Source organism: Psychrobacter sp. APC 3281 (genome assembly GCF_030407815.1).
Lineage (GTDB): Bacteria > Pseudomonadota > Gammaproteobacteria > Pseudomonadales > Moraxellaceae > Psychrobacter.
The window spans coordinates 367,512-383,163 of record NZ_JASDCS010000001.1; the positions used below are offsets into that span (position 1 = coordinate 367,512).

A 15,652-nucleotide genomic window follows, 5' to 3' on the forward strand; every position below is an offset into this window, starting at 1 on the left:
ATTTACCAATTAAAACTGGCTCTCTTATTCTTTATCGTCGGTCTCGAACAAAGCGGCGACAAATTGTTTCGGACTAAAAGAACGCAAGTCATCAATCGACTCACCCACACCGATATAGCGGATAGGCACATCTGTCGTTTCGGCAATATTAAATACCACACCACCTTTAGCAGTACCGTCTAGCTTAGTAATAGTAATACCTGTCAGTGGCACAACTTTATTAAACAGTTCGACTTGGTTGATAGCATTTTGACCCGTGCCAGCATCTAGCACAATCATACCTTCATGCGGGGCACTTGGATCCGCTTTACGCATGACACGTACGACTTTCTCCAACTCTGCCATTAAATGTGTCTTGTTTTGCAGACGTCCCGCAGTATCGGCGATAAGCACATCGATATTTTTTGCTTTGGCTGACTGCATTGCATCAAAAATGACAGAAGCGCTGTCAGAACCATGACCTTGAGCTACCACTGGAATATGATTGCGCTCGCCCCAAATCTGTAGCTGCTCAGTAGCTGCCGCACGGAACGTATCGCCCGCTGCCAGCATGACTGATTTGCCTTCACCTTGTAGGCGCTTGGCAAGCTTACCAATCGTTGTGGTTTTCCCTACGCCATTGACCCCTACTACCAATATAACAAACGGCTTTTTGCTAGTATCAATCACCAATGGCTCAACTTTTGGTGTAAGGATATCAACCAACTCACTTTGCAATGCTTTATATAGAGAGTGTGCATAGATCAAGTCACCACGATCTGTCTGCTCGGTGAGGCTCTTGATGATACGGTTCGTCGCGTTGACGCCAATATCGGCTACCAATAGCTGATCTTCAACTTCTTCTAATAGCTCGTCATCAATCTCTTTACCACCGATTAAGATACTGACCATGCCTTCGGCTAAGTTTTTGCGTGACTTACTGAGGCCCGTTTTCATACGGTTGAACCAGCTGCCTTTCTTCTTATTTTCTTCAGTCTCTTGTGACTCTGTAGCAGGCTCTTTTGCAGTATCTGCCTGTACGTCGCTGTTAGCCACTGGGTTTACGCTTGGCGTATCACCTAACTGTTCTTGCAGCGGCATAGCGGGAATAGTTGACGCAGCATTTGATTGACCTGTAGCGCCTGTCTCTGTAGCGCTTGAAAAGCTTTCAGAATTACCTTTAGGGACATTATGCTCTTCTGTCATAACAATTGGCGTCGCTAAAGCAATATTGTCCGCAGCATCATTACTAGAGACGTCTTGGTTTACCATACTGTCCTTTTGCGGAGCAATATTTTCTATTTCATCAATAATGGGCACAGATTGCACCGGTAGACTGGGTAAGGTAATATCATCGTCATCTAAGTCGTCAAGACCAGCATCAAGGTTAATGACTACGCGGTTGCTATTGTTTGGGTTGTTCATAAATTTGCCCTAAAAGTTATCACGATCAATTATTTGTTTATTGTTAATGGATTCATAGGTTGTCATCTGGCTACGAGCGACATGACATCTAATTTTGACCTATTTTAGCATAATTCAAGTCATGCTCAGCCCTTACCCTATTAGACTATCGTCAAAATTTATCTGTTTAAAAAATCACTCGATGATTTGAGAAAGTTTTGCTTAAGGTTTAGACACAAAATTCTGACCTGTTACTTGTCAGACTTCGCCTACTCTACCAAGACTTATTCGATAAAAACTTATTAGGAATCCGTTATGTCATTACTCTCTAAGCACTATAAGAAAATCAGCAGCATCAGTGTGGCTGTTTTATTAACGACGACTATATTGGTGACCGGTTGCACCACGACGCAAGAGTTCAGACCAACTGCTAGTGTTATGGTTGGTGCCCAGACCTCTTTATAATGTTTTCTATCGCTATGATTAGTATCTAATTCTTCTATTATTATTTTATATAAGTAGACCATACCATGCCATTGTCTTTACCTCTAGCAGCTGCACCATTACGCATGGCTTGTGCCTTAGCAGTAGCAGCGTCACTTACTGCGTGTCAAACCAACACGATGCCTACTAATTCTGCAACCGCGACAAGCTCAATCACAACAGATAGCTTGGCTCAAAACATATCAGATGAGAATAAAACAAGCAAAGACACAAAGCCGTCTGAGTTGACAATGGACATGTCAGGTCGACATGAATACCAATTAGAAAATGGTCTAAAAGTCGTCATAAAAGAAGACCACCGTGCCCCAGTCGCTATGACACAAATCTGGTACCAAGTGGGCTCGGCAGATGAGCCTCTTGATAAAGGTGGTATCTCTCATTTACTCGAGCACATGATGTTTAAGGGCACGACCAATGTCTCTAGTGATGATTATGAGCGGCTAATTGCTAAGTTTGGCGGCGTCAACAATGCCTTTACCAGTTATGACTATACAGGATACTACGAGCTATTCCCTGCCAATCGTATGCCGTTAGCGCTGGAGCTTGAAGCAGATCGCATGAAAAACCTTATATTCGATGGCAAAGAATTTGCCAAAGAGCATCAAGTGGTCATGGAAGAGCGCCGCCAACGTACTGATGACAATCCGCTTGCCAAAGCGTATGAGTCATTTCGTCTGCTGGCCTTACCTGATAGCCCAAAGGGTGAGTCTGTTATTGGGCCTATGAACGAGCTAGAATCGATCAAACTTTCAGATCTAAAAAACTGGTATAAGACATGGTATGCACCAAATAATGCAACGTTAGTCATCGTCGGCGACGTGCAACCACAAGAAGTACTTACTCAAGTCAAACGTTACTTTGGTGATTTAGAAAAAAGCAACCTACCCAAACGTACCTCTGTGACTCAAAAAGGCTTCCGTGGTTATCAAAAGGTAGACTCTGAGCAAGCCGTTCAAGTGCCCGTTCTACTGATGGGTTACAACGTGCCAAGCCTTGCCACGGCAGGCACCAACAATGAAAAACAAGCTTATGCCCTTTCACTTGCGCAAGATGTGCTCGATGGCGGCTTATCTGCACGCTTAGAGAGTCGACTGATACGTGAGCAAGGTATATTGACGACGGTTGGTACTTCTTACGACTTGCTAGATCGCGGTGATGGGCTGTTTTTGATTCAAGCAACACCGCGTGAAGGCGTCAGCTTAGAGCAAGCACAACAAGCTATAACTTCGGAAATAGAAAAGCTAAAAACCGATCCTATTGCCGATGACGAGATCAGTCGCGCCAAGACCAATACGGTTACTGGTTTGATTTATGCGCAAGACAGCATGGAAGGACAGGCACGTATGATTGGCTCGTTACAATCTATCGGTCTAGATGACAGACTGCTTGCTAAGTTACCAGCTAAGCTCGACGGTATCAGTGTGGCTGACATTCAGGCTGCCAGCAAAAAATATTTGGTCAAAGACAACTTGACGGTGATGCATGTCGTGCCACCTAAAGACAGTAAAACCCCAGCGAAATAGTCGCTGCCTATTATCAAACGTCTCATAAAAATGGCCATAGCACCGTATTCTTAATAAGAAGAAACTCATGATTCAGAATAAATACGACTCTAAAGCAAAACCAAAATCTTTTAAAACTGCTTCAGCCTCTATAAGAAGCACTATCGCATCTAAAAAGGGATCTTATCTCAGTGCTAGCGTAATTTTTGCTTTTGGTATCTTGGCTACTACTGCTCAAGCTGATACAACAGCTGCTGAAGATTACCGCTCACCTGCTGCAGTCGATGCAAGTGCGCCAATTGCTGCTCTATCTAAACTGACCAGCTTAGCCGATGACAAACCTTTAAAAGTCACCGTACCGACCATTCAACAGTTTAAGACCAAGTCTGGCGTACCTGTTATGTTTGTACAAACGACCACCTTGCCAATTGTCGATGTTGATTTGCGTTTTAATGCTGGTAGCGCGCGTGATGGTAGTATCAAAAAGGATGGTTTTGGTATTGCGAATATGACAGCGACGATGCTCGAACAGGGCTCAAAAAGCCTAGATGAAAACGCATTTACGCGTGCAGTGGAAACGTTGGGCATCAATCTAAGCAGTAGCGCCTATAAGGACATGTTCATCGTTTCACTGCGTAGCCTATCTGATGATAAGCATCTCCTGCCAGCCATTGACTTAATGACACAGATGGTGAGTGAACCTACCTTTGACGAGCAAGTTCTAGCTCGCAATAAAGCAAGACTGTTGGTAGGCCTGCAGCAACAAAAACAAGATCCTAATAGCTTAGCAAGTATCGCTTTCAACGAGGCTCTATATGGTACTCACCCTTACGCGCATCCATCAGTCGGCACACTAGAAAGCGTTCCTACGATTGAGAAGCAACAACTGATAGACTTTAAAAACAAATATCTAGTGGCAGCAAACGCATCTGTCGCTATGACCGGTAACCTGACATTAGCACAAGCCAAAAAACTGGCAGAAGACATCACTGCTAAATTGCCTACTGGCCAAGCTGCCACTGATTTACTTGAGCCGAAACCGCTTACCAAAGCGCAGCACGTTCATATTCCATTTCCAAGCACTCAAACCACTGTACTCATGGGACAGCTGGGTAGTAAACGAGCTACCGACCCAATAGCACAGCAGCAGCAGACCAACTTTGCTGTTGGAAACGAAGTTATGGCAGGCAGTGACTTTAATGCGCGACTAATGACGGAGGTAAGACAGAACCTTGGCTATACTTATGGTATCTCGGGGTCGATGAACCCAATGCTCTCTCGAGGTCCCTATCAGATTGGTTTTTCGACACGTAATGACAAGGCGCGTGCGGCTATTGATGCAAGTTTAGCGGTTATCAACGAAACGCTTGACAAAGGTATCACTAATGAGGAGATGCGCTTAACTACAGATAATTTGAAAAACAGCTTTCCGATGGGATTTGCAAGCAATGCAGGTATTAATGGCTTACTTGGAATGATGAATTTTTACCAATTGCCGAATAATTACTTAGCTGACTATACCAATCGCATTGATCAAGTCACACTTTCAGAGGTCAATCAAACCATGCGAGATACGCTAAAACCTGATAACTTTTTGATAGTTACGGTTGGGCAAGAAGATCCGTGGAAAGAAAATAAAGCGGCAAAAAAAACCAGTAAGAAATAAATTGCTAGGAAGCGGTTTAAAGAAGATAAGGCCTATTAATTTTGTGAACGTATTATGAGTGGTAAAAAATACTTCTCATAATGCGTCTATTTAAGTATTTTAATTACTATGATTTCTAAATAAAAAGCAGAACATTCTTAATGCTTATTGTTAGGAATGCTTGGCATCAGAAATTTTTAGCGCAACATCATAGACAAAATGCTCAGGCTTATGGGTAGCCCCGTTATAGCTTAAACGGATAACATGCTTATCATAAGACGTTACTTTATAATTACCATTGGCAAAGTTATGTAGCGTTGGCACAATTAATAGCGCTTCTATCTGACGGTTATCTACTTTAACATTGAGGCGCTGACCCTCTCGCGGATATAAAAAATAATCACAGTAGTCATTTACCATGACCTCTGATATACGTTCGATAACCTGATTACCTGTTTCTTCTTGAATTAATTTTGGACAGACATCAGAGCGCTTAGAGGCTAAACGAGCGTAAGAATTCTTGATACTATCTTCTATCTCTTTAGAGCTTTGTATATGTCTATCAGCCTTATCCGTCACTATCATATTGTTTTCAGAGGACATCTCTGTACTACACGCATTAATCAATAATACCGACATAAGTACAGAAGTAAACAAAGCGCCATACTTATAGTTCGAGTGCAAAAGACCTTGCTTCTCGTTATTTAATTTATGATAGCTTTTCATTGTCGAGCGCTGATTTTTCATAGTTTTCGCTTAAAGTAAATTTGGTGGTTTTCTTTATAAGCCATGAAAATATAAAGGCGATTGATAACACATATTATTAAAGCATAGTTTTTAAATACCAAACAAATTTTTAATGGACTCATGCGTCTAACCTATAAATCCTACCAAATAATTACAAAATTATTATTTTTAGTAAACACTAGAATAGTATATATAAAAATGAATATATATCTAGCGTTATCTCGGCTAACTTTATATTCATTTGAATTCTCAATTCTTGATAAGTCAATTAATAGCGGCAAGAAGAGGAACTACTAGCGTGATTGAACCCCCACTTACGATAACCATCCGTATCTAAATGGATAGCCCCTGTCGCATATAATCCTAAGCCAAAGTTATAAGGCTGTCCTTGATACTGCCAAAACTGGCATAAGCCATCATGCATGGTACTCAAGCGCCATAAATTGTCTTCGTACTCAGGTACCCAGATATCCATAGCACTTGCATTCATATGCTTACTACCGTCTGCCCCGCCTGCACAATCATTCAAACCTGGGTTACGATATACCGAACGTATCTCACTACTAAGTGGTAAAATACCTTGGTTTTTCAACTCACTATAAAGGCGTAATGTTGGTACAATGTTAGACCATAGTTCTTGAGGTGGCAGTTGATAAGGCTCATATCCGCATTTACTCCAACTACGGGCAGTCGTCAGCAGTTGCGACAGTGGCGGTACATTCTGCGACCCGACTCGTGCGCTGAGATAGCGTTCATACTCTGCTACTTGTCTGGCACGATAGCTATTGCTATTTAACCATGCGTTAAAGTCCATACTCATAGAATCGTTATAAGCACCATTATAGGTGTTGTTTGCTGTACTATAAGTAGTACCACGTCTCACTACATTCACACGTTTGTTTTCTTCAATGGACAACCTAGCATCAATCTCGAAATCACGCTGCTTTTGCACAATCAAGTTTTGCATACTGTCGCCATTTGATGCACTCGCACCACTCAACATAGTGACACCAGGACGCTGATTTGAACTGTTGGCAGATGGCGTTATATAAGCATTACTGTTATTGCTTGTACTGCTACTTTGACGTATTTGAATACGGCGTTCACTATCGTCACTGATAATAACGGCATGAGCACTGATACTGCCAGCACACAGAATAAGAGTAATAATAGGTTGGCAAATTTGCCTATACGCATGGATTTTTGATTTTATCATTGCAAGAAACTACCGCTAAAAACGTTTTATCGATACTATCAAATTTTCAACAAGCAGGCTAAACTATCGCTTCTAATTTGAAGTCCAATATTGATAATTAACACTTATCCTTACAACTTTTATAATTGAGTGACTTTATTATTATTTGTGAATGATATAGCCATTGCTTGCTCGCATACTTTTATTAAAGTTAGTACTTTTTAGTACGATTCTCATTATTATTTATAATGAGTTAATTTAGTTAGTACTTCCCTCCTACACCAATTGTTAGCCAAATTCTGCCTATGTCTTCTAACCCGCAATATCGTTTTTCACGTCAGAGCCATCATTTGGGTCAAGGTCATGCACCGACACTATGGCAACGTATTCATATCGACCCATGGTTAACTTTACTGTTATTGACGGTTTGTTGTATTGGTCTGACGATTCTATACAGCGCCGCCAGCCAAGATATTGGTATGGTTATTCGCCAAATGGTCAGTTATGGAGTGGCATTCGCGGTAATGTTTACCATGGCGCAGATACCGCCCAGTCTCTATCGTACTTTTACGCCCATATTTTATGTCTTAGGACTTATATTATTGGTATTGGTAGATATTATCGGTGAAGTACGTATGGGTGCTCAGCGCTGGATCAATTTGCCTGGGTTCGGTAGTGTGCAGCCTTCAGAGTTTATGAAGCTTGGTATGCCAATGATGTGTGCTTGGTTTTTGTCTAAGCGTGATTTGCCACCGTCAGCATCTAGCATTGCTATTACCTTGGCATTAATCATTGTACCGGTGCTATTAATTGCTAAAGAGCCTGATCTTGGTACGTCGTTACTGGTCGCTGCTAGCGGCATATTTGTGCTTTTCTTAGCAGGCCTCTCGTGGCGATTGATTTCTGCTGCTGTAATTTTAGCTGTGCCGTTTATTGCTTTTGCTTGGAACTTTTTACTTCATGACTATCAGCGTACGCGGGTATTGACACTCCTTAATCCTGAAGCAGATGTACAAGGCGCTGGGTGGAACATCATTCAATCGAAGACAGCCATTGGTTCTGGTGGCCTCACTGGAAAAGGTTATCTAGAAGGCACGCAATCACACCTACATTTCCTACCAGAAGGCCATACTGACTTTATTATTGCCGCCTTCTCCGAGGAGTTTGGTTTACTCGGTGTGATGCTACTGATGTTCATTTATTTCTGCCTTTTATCACGCGCCTTATATATCGCTTTCACTCATCCTGATGTTTATAGTAGATTGTTGGCGGGTGCTATCGCTATGTCTTTCTTTGTTTATATATTCGTCAATGTCGGTATGGTTGGCGGCATTTTGCCTGTCGTAGGTGTTCCACTACCATTCATTAGTTATGGTGGTACGGCTATCGTGACTCTGATGGCAGGATTTGGCTTGCTCATGTCTATCCATACACATAAATCTGGCTAACTGGAATAAGGTACTTTCTGTATAATTCGTCTTTCGAGTAAGTCGTTGTAATAATTATGGTATTACCATTAAAATAAATTATTTTGTACTACAAATGATTTGATAAAAGACAATGAGCCATAGCGCGAAGAAGAGTTTTATTCTTAGCGCTATGGCTTTTTTATTTTGATGGTCTTCATATAATTTATGTTCGTATCAATCACTATAATAGTTACAAATCCGAAATAATCATTCGTTTTAGCGCCTCTTATTTTTAGTAGTAAATAGACACAATTTCCGATATCAGTTAATTGCCTATGAGTCTAGAAAGATTTTATTCCTTGTTTTTTACAAAAAATTGCGTTAACCTCGTTTTACTGTACTCTGATACATAACCCGTACATAGCTACTAATAAACTTTGCATTTAAATATATTTAGGTTGTAGCGTAGCCGTATAGTTAGCATCTTGTAGATTCCAGACTTTCAAATACACTACTTAATTAACGGTTTGATAACAAAGCGATACGCGATGTCCTCTGAACCTTTTATTAACGTAGCATTCTATAGAAGTTTGTATATCGCACATCATGTAAATACGACATATAGTGACATTGTCACTTAGTCCTGATTTTGGACTTTGTATTCAATGCTTATCGCTAACTATCATTTGAGCGTATCATCAGTCACTCTATCTATTAGATGTACTGAATACTGATGATAATGAAATGAAAAATTACCATATATTAATATCTATAAGAGCCGCTCATTAATCAATATGAAAATAATAGATTAATACCATGCTCAATCTAAAATATTTAGAGTTAGGTTTTGATGTATAAGTTATAGAGGTATTTATGAACAAGCGTTTATCTGGTTTACTTACAATGTCAGCAATGCTATTTGCTGGCTCTGCAGTCGCTACCAATGCAAATGCTGTAGAAGCAAAGACCACACTTGCTATGATTTCGCAAGATAACGCCTCCCACATCGACCGTGTACTTGGTGAACTAAGCCGTCAACATGATGGTGCATCAAGTTTGGTAAAGTCAGCCCGTCAACCGACCTCATTGGCACTTAGCAGCTCATTGTTAGCCAATGATACGACACAAGTTACCAATGATGAAGACGTACTAGAGCGCCTAACAGCTGTTGCCTCTAACTCTGTCAGTAAGTTCAAGCAGACTGGTCTTGCGTCTTGGTATGGTCGTAAGTTTCATGGTCGCAAGACTGCCAGTGGCGAAACTTTTGACATGAACGGTTTAACTGCAGCGCATCGCTCATTACCATTGAACTGCTATGTCAAAGTCACTAACAAGACCAATGGCAAAAGTGTCGTGGTAAAAGTGAACGATCGTGGCCCATTCCATGGTAATCGTGTGTTAGATTTATCTTATGGTGCTGCCAAAAAACTCGGTATTACGAGCAAAGGCGTGGGTAACGTTGCTATCGAGCGCGTTGCAGGACCTTAATTTCAGGTATCGGTTTTAGAGACCAATAATATTGCTAGCCTATATAGCAAAAAAAGCCTAACTAATGATTAGTTAGGCTTTTTTTATGGTCTATATTTATCGCTCTAGGCTAATAGTAGCGACTGAACTACTCAAAATAAAGTACTATTAATTCTATATACCTTATAACTCAAATGCGCTTTCGATAGCATCGTCAAGACGTTCAACAGCAATCACATTGATACCTTTGAACTGAGGCGCATCCTTAGCAGGTGCATTGGCCTTTGGAATGATGGCATGCTTAAACCCATGTTTCATCGCTTCCTTCAGGCGCTCTTGTCCGTTGGGTACTGGGCGTATCTCGCCCGATAGACCAACTTCGCCGAATACTGCTAATGAAGATGGTAACGCTCTCTCTTTAATACTTGAAGCACAGGCCAACAGTACGGCCAAATCAGATCCTGTCTCTATGACTTTGACGCCACCAACGACGTTGACGTAGACATCTTGTCCACTGGTATGTATCCCGCCGTGGCGATGCATCACTGCTAGTAGCATGGATAAACGCTGGAAGTCTAAACCTAGCGCCATTCTTCTAGGTGAGCCTTGTGAATCGTCTACCAAGGCTTGCACTTCTACTAACAATGGTCTTGTTCCTTCACGACTGACCATCACCACAGAACCTGCAACAGGTTTGTCATAACGACTTAAAAATATCGCTGATGGATTGGCGACTTCTTTGAGCCCCATATCGGTCATACCAAAGATGCCCAGTTCATTAACCGCACCAAAGCGATTTTTGACCGCACGAATCATACGAAAACGCGAGTCAGACTGGCCTTCAAAATAAAGGACGGTATCAACCATATGCTCTAATACTCGCGGACCTGCTAACGTACCTTCTTTAGTTACATGTCCTACTAAAAATAGTGCCGTTCCCGTTTGTTTAGCATAGCGCGTCAAAATTGCAGCAGACTCTCTAATCTGACTGACACCACCTGGTGCAGAGTTGATAGCGTCCGTATAAATCGTCTGAATAGAATCAATAATCGCGATGGCTGGCTGCTCTTGCGTTAATGCAGCACAGATAGTTTCTACGTTAGTTTCGGCCAGTACACGCAGTCTATCAGCAGGTAAGTCTAAACGTTTGGCTCGCATAGCCACCTGTGCAAGTGACTCTTCACCCGTCACATATAGTGCACTACCTGCTAGTGAATCCGCCCGTGCCATATTGGTCGCCGTTTGCAGCAAGATCGTTGATTTACCAATACCTGGATCACCGCCGATTAACACTACGGAACCCGCCACTAACCCACCACCCAGTACGCGATCGAACTCACTGATACCAGTTGGTAGGCGTGTGTCGAGCGTCACACTTACTGCATTAAGCGGCATGACAGCACTGTGAGTACCAGAGTAGTTACCAGCTGGCGCACTGGTACCACGAGTAGCAGCTCGTGCGTTATTAGGCTTCGCGGTGCTCTTATTGTGATGAGGCATGCTGACATTTGGGGCTTCGACCAAGCTATTCCATTCCCCGCAATCCGTACACTGCCCGGCCCATTTACCAAAATGCGCACCGCAATGCTGACAGACATAGCTGCTTTTATTTTTTGCCATAGCTTATAAGCCTTATTCAGAGGGTCAATCGAGAATAATGAAGAAAGTATTGTCACGCTTTATAAGCGCTGATTCAAAAATATTTGTTATGATAAGTCAGCTATTGGTTTTGGAAGCTGTACTTGAAAGAGAATGGTGTTAATTGTAGATATAAGTAGTAACTGGCTTATAAGCTCTATATAAAATAGTTTTAGCCAGCTCTTATTAGTTAATCAGGAAAAACAAAGTTATTGGTGTAGTTTTACGCAGCGTTTGTAAAGCAAAATGCATAGGAAGTAAGGAAAATCTATAACAGCATAACTCTACTTTAACGGCACCTTTTTGTTTTGAGCGCACTATATAAAATAGAGTATGAGATAAGGGATTTAACGCTCTCACTTATACTTGAAAGTCTTTACCTAGATAAACAGATTTTACTAAATCATTTTCTAACACTTCAGCCGAAGTACCTTCTGCAATGATAGCGCCTTCTGATACAATATAAGCCTTTTCACAAATAGCCAGTGTATCTCGAACATTATGATCGGTGATTAAAACGCCAATGCCACGATTTTTTAACGTCAAAATAACGTCTTTAATATCACCGACAGAGATAGGATCTACCCCTGCAAAAGGTTCATCCAATAAGATAAACTTAGGATCAGCGGCCAATGCTCGCGCAATCTCACAGCGTCGACGCTCACCGCCTGATACGCTCATACCCTGAGACTTGCGCACATGTTCTAAATGGAACTCGCCAATCAACTTTTCAAGTTCTTGCTGTTGTTCAGCTTTACTTAGTTCTGTGCGAGTCTGTAGGATAGCTAAGATATTGTCTTCAATAGACAATTTACGAAAGATTGATGCCTCTTGTGGTAAATAACCAATACCTGCACGCGCTCTCTCGTGCATTGCATATTTAGATAAATCCATTTTACCTAGCGTAACGCGGCCCTTATCCATATTGACCAGTCCCACCACCATATAGAAGCTAGTCGTTTTACCAGCACCATTAGGCCCCAACAGTCCGACAACTTGTCCTTGCTCGACAGAAAATGAAACGTCTTTGACCACCCAACGCTTTCCGTAGCGCTTGCCTAGATTTTGCATAGTCAATCGAGCGACAGGCGCCGTATTGGTGTTTGATGCCGATAGGTCTAGATTTTTATCATCGCTCATAACTTACTCTTACTTTCACAAAATTTAAGCATTGCTAAAGGCAGACTTATTTACTCATAGCCTGTTTATTTGGATTAACGTACGCCACTTTGGTTTGTACCATTGTTAGGTGGGAATACCAGTTCAACGCGCTGATTGCCGCCAGCAGTCGCTTCAACATCACCTGCTTTTAGGCTATAACGGATAACATTACCAGCGAAGCTTGCACCATTCTGAACCAGTTTTGCATTGCCAGTTAGCGTAATAATCCCAGACACTGCGTTGTAGTCAATCTTGTTAGCCTGCCCTTTTGCCAAGCCTTTTTCTTGTGTGACTACTTGCTGCATAGTCGCTGGACGGCCAGTTGCTACCGCTGAGTTAATGCTACGCTGCTGAGATAGATTGACCGTGATATTGTCGGCCGTCATCTTAAACGTACCTTGAGTAATAATGACATTACCTGCATAACTGGTCACGCCGGTACGCTCACTATAAGTGGCTTTATCCGCTAGCAATTTGATCTGCTGATTAGAATCTGATGGCAATGCATGACTATATAGCGGTAGCGCCAATAACATCACCATTGGCAGTGCGCGCAATTTGTGCAAGCAGAGTGATGATGCGCGTAAAGTAGGCAAAAATTTAAGTTTCATATAAATAACTCATTTCATAATAGGTGGTAGGATTTGCAAACTTTATGCTAGCTGCTATTTTTTGATACGGTAAATAGAAAGACTTTGACTAAAATAATGCTTTATCTTGGCGTTCAGATGGAGAAAAGGCAACAGCCACTTGGCCAAATTCATACTCACCCGTCTCAAGATTGGCAGTCATACTAGAGGCTTCAAATCGATTCATGCCTTGTTCGATTTTCACAGGCGCGTCACTGTATACTTTGCCTGATTTCGTATTACCTTTTAGCGTACTACCAGTTACTTTTATTGGTTCGATATCAGGAGTACTCTTATTGCCTTCGCTCACCAGTGTAAATCCACCTGATAAACTAAGCTCCCCTGTCTGTTGACTAATAGCTGCACTGCCCGCTTGAATACGATAGCGTTGCTCTGCAGATGGTTCCCAATTCATGGTAATACCTGACATTTCATCCTGATTGGTCTCAGGATTATGCGTCAAAGACTCAGCGGTAAGCTCGTATTCGGTTTCACCTTGTTCATTGGTCTGCACGGCTTTGATATCAGTGGCTTCATAATCGACATCTGTTGTTTCAATATTGACTGGCGGCGTTACGTTGCCTTGCTGCTGAAAAAACCAACCTGCGATACCAGCAATAATTAAGGCTAATACAATTAAGACACGTGTATTCACGACTGGTTATCCTGAGTTTGCGCCTCATCAAGCGTGTAATGCGCGATAAAGTCTTGATAATGTCCATGACCTTTTAAAATAAGGTCACATATCTCGCGCACTGCACCAGTACCGCCAGCATGAGTCGTTACCATGTCACTGCGCTTGATAACTTCAGCATGCGCGTTAGGTACGGTTGCCGCGAATCCTACTGTTTGCATTGCTTTGATATCCGGTAAATCATCGCCCATATAGGCACAGTCGGCAGCAGTGATATTCAGGGCAGGATCTAAAGACGATAGCAGCTCGTTTAATGCGATTAATTTATCATCACGGCCTTGAACCACATGGTTGACGCCCATTTCTGCTGCGCGCTTATTCACCATTGCACTACTACGACCGGTAATAATGGCTGTCAAAATACCGTAACGCGCTAACGACTTAACACCCACACCATCCTGTACGGAGAATGCTTTGGTCTCAACACCATTGGCATCATAGATAATTTGACCATTGGATAAAATTCCATCGACATCCATGACCAATAGTTTTACTTGTCCGGCTTTCTGTATCAAGTCCTGCATTATTTATCTCTTTTTAATATTTATTTTCGAAGCGTTATTCTATGTAGCTTAACTATTTCAACGGCAACTCACAAACCTTATTTGACACCAGCTTGCAGCAAATCATGCACGGTAATAATAGCTTCTAGACGATCTTCATCATCAATAATCAATAACTGGCTAATACCACTCTCATTCATGACACTAAGCGCATCTGACGCACGCATCGTTTTACTGATATGGCGTGGATTGCTGACCATTACTTCTTGCATTGGCGTTTGTAGATCGATACCTTTTTCTAACCCTCGGCGCAAGTCACCGTCTGTGAACACGCCGACGACCTTATTAGCATTATCAGTCACCACTGTCATACCCAAGCGACCAGCAGACATGGTAAACAAAGCTTGTTGCAATGGGGCCTGCTGATGAATCAAAGGCAAGTCTTCTGACTTGGTATGCATTAAATCTTCGACACGCGTCAATAGCTGACGACCCAGGGCACCAGCAGGATGCGATAGTGCAAAATCTTCAGACGTGAAATTACGTGCGTGTACTAAAGCAACCGCCAATGCATCTCCGAGCGCTAAAGTAGCTGTCGTACTGGAGGTAGGCGCTAGATTAAGCGGACAAGCCTCTTGCGACTGACCAAGTGTCAATACAATGTCAGCTGCTCGTGGCAACATACCGCGTTTATCACGACTGATACTAATGAGAGGAATATTTAGATGCTTAACAACTGGCAGTAGCATCTTGATTTCATCTGACTCACCTGAGTTTGAAATAGCAAGCAGCACATCACCTTTTACAAGCATCCCCAAATCACCATGCCCTGCTTCACCAGGATGCATAAAAAAAGCAGGCGTACCAGTTGAGGCAAAAGTCGCTGCTATCTTGCGTCCAATTAATCCTGATTTGCCCATGCCCGTGACCACCACTCGACCCTTGCAAGTCAGAATGATGTCACATGCTTGTGCAAATCTGTCGTCAATCTGCTCTGTTAGTAGTGCTAACGCAGATATCTCTGTGTTAATGGCCTCGATAGCAGTGGTAATAAATTGCTCATGGGTTAAGTTGTTTTTGGTATCACTCATGAATCCGCTCTGTTTTTATAATGAATCAATACGCTATTTTACTACACTATGTTTCATATTAGTAATGGTCTACAAAATCTACAC

At 42.1% G+C, this 15,652-nt stretch carries 14 protein-coding genes; 5 read left to right on the plus strand and 9 right to left on the minus strand.

The window, feature by feature from the left end; all coding sequences use genetic code 11:
- Positions 1–24: 24 nt before the first annotated feature.
- Entirely contained in the window at positions 25–936 is a 912-nt protein-coding gene (ftsY, locus tag QL886_RS01470) for a signal recognition particle-docking protein FtsY (RefSeq protein ID WP_227526712.1), read from the minus strand.
- Between the two features lie 762 nt (positions 937–1,698).
- Here ftsY and QL886_RS01475 point away from each other — a divergent pair.
- From QL886_RS01475 to QL886_RS01485, 3 genes are all read left to right on the plus strand, one after another.
- Positions 1,699–1,848 (plus strand): hypothetical protein, encoded by a 150-nt coding sequence (locus QL886_RS01475; RefSeq protein ID WP_165598598.1) that lies wholly within the window; start codon positions 1,699–1,701, stop codon positions 1,846–1,848.
- 65 nt (positions 1,849–1,913) lie between these two features.
- A complete protein-coding gene (locus QL886_RS01480; protein WP_290177384.1) occupies positions 1,914–3,410 on the plus strand; it encodes a pitrilysin family protein in 1,497 nt (498 codons plus the stop codon).
- A 67-nt stretch (positions 3,411–3,477) separates the two neighbouring features.
- Positions 3,478–5,055 carry a pitrilysin family protein gene (locus tag QL886_RS01485; protein WP_290177385.1) on the plus strand — a complete coding sequence of 526 codons (1,578 nt, stop codon included), beginning with the start codon at positions 3,478–3,480 and terminating at the stop codon, positions 5,053–5,055.
- A 150-nt stretch (positions 5,056–5,205) separates the two neighbouring features.
- On the opposite strand, the gene QL886_RS01490 is transcribed toward QL886_RS01485, so the two are convergent.
- Together QL886_RS01490 and QL886_RS01495 are read right to left on the minus strand one after the other, a co-directional pair.
- Positions 5,206–5,781 (minus strand): hypothetical protein, encoded by a 576-nt coding sequence (locus tag QL886_RS01490; RefSeq protein ID WP_290177386.1) that lies wholly within the window; start codon positions 5,779–5,781, stop codon positions 5,206–5,208.
- 268 nt (positions 5,782–6,049) lie between these two features.
- The gene (locus QL886_RS01495; protein ID WP_290177387.1) at positions 6,050–6,997 is read right to left on the minus strand and encodes a D-Ala-D-Ala carboxypeptidase family metallohydrolase; all 948 of its coding nucleotides are present in this window, start codon (positions 6,995–6,997) and stop codon (positions 6,050–6,052) included.
- A 284-nt stretch (positions 6,998–7,281) separates the two neighbouring features.
- Here QL886_RS01495 and rodA point away from each other — a divergent pair, with 284 nt between their 5' ends.
- Positions 7,282–8,424, plus strand: a complete 1,143-nt coding sequence (rodA, locus tag QL886_RS01500) for a rod shape-determining protein RodA (protein ID WP_057760433.1) — start codon at positions 7,282–7,284, stop codon at positions 8,422–8,424.
- 834 nt (positions 8,425–9,258) lie between these two features.
- On the plus strand, positions 9,259–9,873 hold the full coding sequence (locus tag QL886_RS01505; protein ID WP_101205034.1) for a septal ring lytic transglycosylase RlpA family protein: 615 nt from the start codon (positions 9,259–9,261) through the stop codon (positions 9,871–9,873).
- 162 nt (positions 9,874–10,035) lie between these two features.
- Here the strand turns inward: QL886_RS01505 and radA are convergent, their stop codons facing one another.
- The 6 genes from radA to QL886_RS01535 form a co-directional block, all read right to left on the minus strand.
- The gene (gene radA, locus QL886_RS01510) at positions 10,036–11,472 is read right to left on the minus strand and encodes a DNA repair protein RadA (RefSeq protein ID WP_102094543.1); all 1,437 of its coding nucleotides are present in this window, start codon (positions 11,470–11,472) and stop codon (positions 10,036–10,038) included.
- A 378-nt stretch (positions 11,473–11,850) separates the two neighbouring features.
- The gene (gene lptB / locus QL886_RS01515; protein ID WP_101205036.1) at positions 11,851–12,630 is read right to left on the minus strand and encodes an LPS export ABC transporter ATP-binding protein; all 780 of its coding nucleotides are present in this window, start codon (positions 12,628–12,630) and stop codon (positions 11,851–11,853) included.
- A 74-nt stretch (positions 12,631–12,704) separates the two neighbouring features.
- Entirely contained in the window at positions 12,705–13,193 is a 489-nt protein-coding gene (lptA, locus tag QL886_RS01520) for a lipopolysaccharide transport periplasmic protein LptA (protein ID WP_179799007.1), read from the minus strand.
- A 157-nt stretch (positions 13,194–13,350) separates the two neighbouring features.
- Complete coding sequence (lptC, locus tag QL886_RS01525) at positions 13,351–13,935, minus strand: LPS export ABC transporter periplasmic protein LptC (RefSeq protein ID WP_290177388.1); 585 nt, start codon at positions 13,933–13,935, stop codon at positions 13,351–13,353.
- Complete coding sequence (locus QL886_RS01530; RefSeq protein ID WP_290177389.1) at positions 13,932–14,498, minus strand: HAD hydrolase family protein; 567 nt, start codon at positions 14,496–14,498, stop codon at positions 13,932–13,934. Before QL886_RS01530 ends, lptC begins: the two co-directional genes overlap by 4 nt.
- A 77-nt stretch (positions 14,499–14,575) precedes the next feature.
- Positions 14,576–15,568, minus strand: coding sequence for a KpsF/GutQ family sugar-phosphate isomerase (locus tag QL886_RS01535; RefSeq protein WP_290177390.1), 993 nt, complete (start codon positions 15,566–15,568; stop codon positions 14,576–14,578).
- Between the last annotated feature and the right edge of the window lie 84 nt (positions 15,569–15,652).

What these genes read in the sequence shown, in the direction of transcription:
- rodA (WP_057760433.1), top strand. Translation starts at nt 7,282, where the DNA reads ATGTCTTCTAACCCGCAATATCGTTTTTCACGTCAGAGCCATCATTTG.
- QL886_RS01495 (WP_290177387.1), bottom strand. Translation starts at nt 6,997, where the DNA reads ATGATAAAATCAAAAATCCATGCGTATAGGCAAATTTGCCAACCTATT.
- QL886_RS01535 (WP_290177390.1), bottom strand. Translation starts at nt 15,568, where the DNA reads ATGAGTGATACCAAAAACAACTTAACCCATGAGCAATTTATTACCACT.
- QL886_RS01485 (WP_290177385.1), top strand. Translation starts at nt 3,478, where the DNA reads ATGATTCAGAATAAATACGACTCTAAAGCAAAACCAAAATCTTTTAAA.
- QL886_RS01505 (WP_101205034.1), top strand. Translation starts at nt 9,259, where the DNA reads ATGAACAAGCGTTTATCTGGTTTACTTACAATGTCAGCAATGCTATTT.
- lptB (WP_101205036.1), bottom strand. Translation starts at nt 12,630, where the DNA reads ATGAGCGATGATAAAAATCTAGACCTATCGGCATCAAACACCAATACG.
- ftsY (WP_227526712.1), bottom strand. Translation starts at nt 936, where the DNA reads ATGAAAACGGGCCTCAGTAAGTCACGCAAAAACTTAGCCGAAGGCATG.
- QL886_RS01490 (WP_290177386.1), bottom strand. Translation starts at nt 5,781, where the DNA reads ATGAAAAATCAGCGCTCGACAATGAAAAGCTATCATAAATTAAATAAC.
- QL886_RS01480 (WP_290177384.1), top strand. Translation starts at nt 1,914, where the DNA reads ATGCCATTGTCTTTACCTCTAGCAGCTGCACCATTACGCATGGCTTGT.
- lptA (WP_179799007.1), bottom strand. Translation starts at nt 13,193, where the DNA reads ATGGTGATGTTATTGGCGCTACCGCTATATAGTCATGCATTGCCATCA.
- QL886_RS01530 (WP_290177389.1), bottom strand. Translation starts at nt 14,498, where the DNA reads ATGCAGGACTTGATACAGAAAGCCGGACAAGTAAAACTATTGGTCATG.
- QL886_RS01475 (WP_165598598.1), top strand. Translation starts at nt 1,699, where the DNA reads ATGTCATTACTCTCTAAGCACTATAAGAAAATCAGCAGCATCAGTGTG.
- radA (WP_102094543.1), bottom strand. Translation starts at nt 11,472, where the DNA reads ATGGCAAAAAATAAAAGCAGCTATGTCTGTCAGCATTGCGGTGCGCAT.